This window comes from Hydrogenophaga flava NBRC 102514 (genome assembly GCF_001571145.1).
Classification (GTDB): Bacteria; Pseudomonadota; Gammaproteobacteria; order Burkholderiales; family Burkholderiaceae_C; genus Hydrogenophaga; species Hydrogenophaga flava.
The window spans coordinates 1-4,608 of sequence record NZ_BCTF01000052.1 but is presented as its reverse complement, the minus strand read 5'-3'; the positions used below and the strand labels follow the sequence as shown (position 1 = coordinate 4,608).

Annotated in this window: 4 protein-coding genes and 1 pseudogene; 3 read left to right on the top strand and 2 right to left on the bottom strand. The window is 63.8% G+C overall.

Annotated features, from left to right (window positions below; genetic code table 11):
* The 3 genes and pseudogenes from HFL01S_RS24945 to HFL01S_RS24235 form a co-directional block, all read left to right on the top strand.
* Positions 1–290, top strand: a pseudogene (locus HFL01S_RS24945) (IS3 family transposase); the annotation flags it as partial.
* Between the two features lie 607 nt (positions 291–897).
* Positions 898–1,065: a hypothetical protein gene (locus tag HFL01S_RS25320; RefSeq protein WP_157539116.1), complete on the top strand. Its 168-nt coding sequence runs from the start codon at positions 898–900 to the stop codon at positions 1,063–1,065.
* Positions 1,066–1,151: 86 nt separating this feature from the next.
* Positions 1,152–1,484 carry a BON domain-containing protein gene (locus tag HFL01S_RS24235; RefSeq protein ID WP_066263886.1) on the top strand — a complete coding sequence of 111 codons (333 nt, stop codon included), beginning with the start codon at positions 1,152–1,154 and terminating at the stop codon, positions 1,482–1,484.
* 53 nt (positions 1,485–1,537) lie between these two features.
* On the opposite strand, the gene HFL01S_RS24230 is transcribed toward HFL01S_RS24235, so the two are convergent.
* Both HFL01S_RS24230 and HFL01S_RS24225 read right to left on the bottom strand, forming a co-directional pair.
* Positions 1,538–2,503, bottom strand: coding sequence for an FAD:protein FMN transferase (locus HFL01S_RS24230; RefSeq protein WP_066263884.1), 966 nt, complete (start codon positions 2,501–2,503; stop codon positions 1,538–1,540).
* On the bottom strand, positions 2,484–4,608 hold a 2,125-nt coding region (locus HFL01S_RS24225), incomplete at its 5' end, for a PepSY domain-containing protein (protein ID WP_066263879.1). The genes HFL01S_RS24230 and HFL01S_RS24225, both read right to left, overlap by 20 nt.

The following is a 4,608-nucleotide window of genomic DNA, read 5'->3' as shown; positions in this document are numbered from 1 at the left end:
CACAGCGACCAGGGCAGCCAATACGGAAGTGACGACTTCAAGCGCTTTTGTTCGGCCCACAACCTCGAACCCAGCATGAGCCGGCGAGGAAACTGCTGGGACAATGCCGTTGCCGAGTCCTTCTTCAGCGGTCTGAAAAAGGAGCGCATCCAAAAGCGCAACTACAAGACCCGGGACTTGGCACGCTCCGATGTCTTCGACTACATCGAAGCGTTCTACACAACCGTACCCGCCGCCACAGCCATCTGGGCGGCGTCAGCCCCGAAGCGTCTGAACGCGCTTCGGCTTGAGGCTGGGGGTTGTCTATTAGACCGGGAGCAGTCCAGACTTCACCCACCAGCTCTCGGATCACCTGCAGTTGTGGATCGAGATCGAGACCGACGTCGATGTACGGCAGTTGCAGGAGTACGTGAATGGAGGCCAGGGCGTACGTGGATGAGCCCTTTCAGTGTTTCCGGCCTGACCATATTCCGTTCAAGTATCGAGTGCTTATCCCCGCGCTTGCACGACGGCAACCTTGAAGTCGAGCGGCAGCTCAAGGCTGGATGCTGGCGGTGGTCCAGCACGCCTGAATGTCGGCTACGTCGGTCACCTGTCATTCGAGGATGGAAGGGCTTAACGACCGCAGCACCTCCGTCATCGGTCATCCAGGAAAGGCCCGCCTGGTATCGCCTTAAAAATGATCGCTCGAACCCAAAGTGGGCGGTTGTGCGCGAATCGAAAGCCAATGGCGTGGCGCTGTGCGAGTTGTACGACCAACCTGGGACTCCAATGTGAACGTATTCGGTCAAGGCCATTCAGCCAAGGTTCAGCTGCATGGTTGCAACATGGCTCCAAGGTCCAGAACAGACCCCTTGCCCTCAACCTCTCAAAATTCCCGCCCTCACAGGATCCTCCATGAACTCCGACCTCAAGAACTTCCTTCAACCCATCGCACAGGTGATTGCCATCACCGTGTTTGTCGTGTTTACCGTGGCGTTCTTTTCTCTGCCCTACGTGCTCCAGCAGCACCCAGGTGATCCTCAAAGTCCATCGCAGCAGACCGCCCCGCGGCATATGACCTGAAGCGTTCTGCCCCTGTGTCTTCATTCATGCCGAGAAAAGCCGCTGACAAAAGCGGTTTTCTACCCTGTGTCCCACGAAAGAATCCCATGAAATCCATCAACCGGGTTTTCCTGTTGGTCGCCTGCTGCACGGTGCTGCTGACCGCATGCAACAAAGCAGATCGCTCGAATCCGCAACAAGAGATGACCGCCAGTCCAGCGGTCAACGTTGCAGACGCCGACATCACGACTCATGTCAAATCTGCTCTGAACAACGCACCCGGTTTGGCAGGTCTGGACATCGCAGTCGTCACGACCAAAGGCGACGTTCGGCTCACGGGCGCGGTGTCAAGTCAGGCTCAGATCGACGCTGCCATCAGCGCCGCGCGGACCTCCGAGGGTGCCCACACCATCCACAACGAGTTGACGATCAAGCCATAAAGCACGGGAAGATGCTTTGGTCGCCATGCCCGTCGCAGCGATGTTGAATAGCGCTATTTGCTAAACCGGCCCAGTCCCACCTCGATCAAACCTTCAGCGCGGCGAAGCAGAAAAAGCACATCCAACCCCATGCGCTGAGCCATGGCCAAACCTTCATCGGGGCCTGCCACCAGCAAGGCCGTGGCCCAGGCATCCGCGTGCATACAGCTGCGTGCCAGCACGGTGACGGATGCCACGGCGTTGTTCACGGGCGCACAGCGGCGGGCGTCCATGGTGTGGGCCAGGCGCGCATCGCCCACTTGCAAGAAGCGTCGATAGTCGCCCGAGGTGGCCACCGCCACACCATCAAGTTCTATGACACCGTGCACCGCGCGGAGCCCCGCCTCGGGGCGTTCGAGCGCCACAGCCCAGGGCACACCGCTTGCCTGGCTGCCTAATGCGCATAGCTCACCATCCAGCGCCGCCAGCGCATGCCGCACACCATGCTTTTGCAGCACGCTGACCATGCGATCTACCGCATAGCCTTTGGCAATGCCGCACAGATCGAGCTGCAAGGGCTCGCGCTTGCGCACACGGCCTGCGGGTTTGTCCAGCTCCAGGCAGCCGTCCGCATGACGTGGTGTGGTCTGGCGTGCGGCGCGGATCGCTTCCGAATCGGGCACATCGCGCACCGCGCCAAACCCCCAGGCATCGACCAGCGCGCCCACGCACGGGTCGAATGCTCCAGCGCTCAGCCGGTGGACATCGAGCGCACAGGCCAGCACCTCCATGATTTCGTCGGGCAGGTCCACCCAGTCGCCCACGGGCGCGCGGTTGAGGCGCATGAGGTCGCTGTCCGGTTTCCAGGGTGACATCTGCGCATCCACCTGCTCCACCTCAACGGCGAGGTCCTGGCGCAAGGCGGTCACGTCCAAGGTGTGGTCGGCGTCGACTGTGGCCGACCAGCGTGTGCCCATGGTCGGGCCGTGCAGGGTGGTGCGTTTGTACGCCACAGCCAACTCAGAAGACATCTTCGGCATACCGCTCCCTTGATTTCAGGTTCGCAACGCTGAGCTGCAGTGGCGCCAGCACCGCGTCGAGCGTTTCGGCCACACCCTGCGCCATGGCCCGGCTGCCACACACACGCACGATGGCGCCCTCTGCAACCAGGCTTCGCACGGACTCGGCGTCTCTGCCCAGGGCGTCCTGAACATAGCCGCCGCCGTCGGGTACGCGTGAGAAGACGGTGTGCAGCGTTGCCAGGCGCCCTTCGCCAAGCCAGCGCTGAATGTCGGAACCGAAGTAGAAGTCCTGCGCCGGGTCGCGCCCTCCAAAAAACAGGTGCATGGGCGTCCGTCTGTCGTTGCGACGGATGAAGCCCGCCAGCGGTGCCACCCCTGTGCCCGCCCCGATCAGCAACACCGGCTTGCGCTTATGTGGCAATGCAAATCCGGGGTTGGGCCGGATGAAGGCGGTGATGAAGTCCCCCGTTTGCAGGTCCAGCAGGTGCGTGGAACACAGACCCCCAGGCATTTGACGCACGCAGATTTCCAGGAACCCGTCCTGCCAGCCCGAGGCCAGCGAGTAGTACCGCGGCACGGCCGAACCCGGTGGCACGATACCCACGAGATCGCCTGCGGCAAACTGGGCCAGGCCCTGCCCTAGCAGGCGGGCGCCCAGACTTTGTGCAGGCCATGCAAAGCGCAGGATCGCTGTGGACTGTCCAGTGGCACCGACGAAGTCTTGGCGCGAGATCAGCGTGAGCGCAGTGGTGGCTGGCACGCGCGGTACATGCTCCAGCACCAGCGGTTCGCCGAGTGCTTTGGCCAGGTCAGCGCCCCAGCGCGCGAACTGCTGGCCCGATTGCTGGTGGATGCACTCCAGCGGCAGCAACAGGGGCCAGCCCTGTGCCCGCAGCGTCTGATCCAGCGCCACGGCAAAGGCGCAGAAGGTCGGGTATTGCCGGTCGCCAAAGCCCAGCACGGTCACAGGCACATCGCTGGCTTTCAGCGTGGCTATGTGGGACAGAGCCCGGCTGGCGTGGGCCGGAGCCTGGCCTTCGCCATAGGTGGCGGCCAGCACAAACACCTGCCGTGTGGCGGCCATGGTCTGAAAGTTCTCCAGCGCGCGGGTGTGTACGCGGTGGCCGCCCTGGCTCAGCGCGTCTTGCAGCGTTTGCGCAAAACCCCAGGTGCTGCCGCCTTCGCTGGCCACGAAGATGAGCACATCGGCCTGTGCCATCGGTGCGTTGCCCGTGATGTGCGGTGCCTCTCGGCGGGCTTGCCACCAGATGACAACACCCGACAGCCAGAACAGCAGCACGCTGGCGCCCACGAGCCCGAGCACCACGGCCCAGGGCCAGGCCGCTTCGCCGGTGTGCAGCACCACGGCCCAGTCGTAGACGCGCTGAGCCAGGGTGGCGTCCTGCCAGGCCAGCATCTGGCCCGAATACCGGTCGATCCAGCCTTGACCCTGTGAGGTGGCGACCTTCCAGGTGTCCTCGGGATCGGTTGCGCCCGGGAAATTCAGCTTGCGCAGATCCTGCACCACCAGGGTTTGCAGCGCAGCCAGTTGCGCGCCGGGCAAGGCCGGTTGGCTGACAACCACCGAAACCACATCCGGCTCGGTCCCGGCGTCCAGAGTCACCAGCCCCAGCGTGGATGCGCTCATGGTCAGCGCCGTGATCGAGCTCAGGCACAGGACAAGCAGCACCACACGGCCCGCGACCACGTGGATGCGCTGCGCCAGCGATCCACGCACCCGCGCCGCCAGCTGTCGCCAGCCGCCCATGCGCCGTAGCAAGAGCACCAGGGCAGAGACGCACAACAAGGCCATGGCCAGCGCAATGCCCGCTGCGCCCCAGCGCCCGGCATCGCCCAACAGTAGCGAGCGGTGCAGGTTCTTCACCCAGCGCGGCAACGCCGAGGCTTGCCAGTCGCCCAGTACCCGTCCATCAGCCGGGTCCACGTACTGCGCCTGCGGCTGGTCGCCGGCAAAGCTGAACACCACGATGGCACCCGATGGCAGATGGCGAATCTCTTCCGCGCCCGGAACGGTGCGCGTCACGCGCTCCACCAGCGTGGCCACGGGCAAGTCGCCAGGTGCGGCGGGTGCCTGCCACGCCTGCTGCACCGGATCGATCGCC

Bases quoted from the DNA above. Each gene is read 5' to 3' on its own strand.
- HFL01S_RS25320 (WP_157539116.1), top strand. From the start codon at position 898: ATGAACTCCGACCTCAAGAACTTCCTTCAACCCATCGCACAGGTGATT.
- HFL01S_RS24235 (WP_066263886.1), top strand. From the start codon at position 1,152: ATGAAATCCATCAACCGGGTTTTCCTGTTGGTCGCCTGCTGCACGGTG.
- HFL01S_RS24230 (WP_066263884.1), bottom strand. From the start codon at position 2,503: ATGCCGAAGATGTCTTCTGAGTTGGCTGTGGCGTACAAACGCACCACC.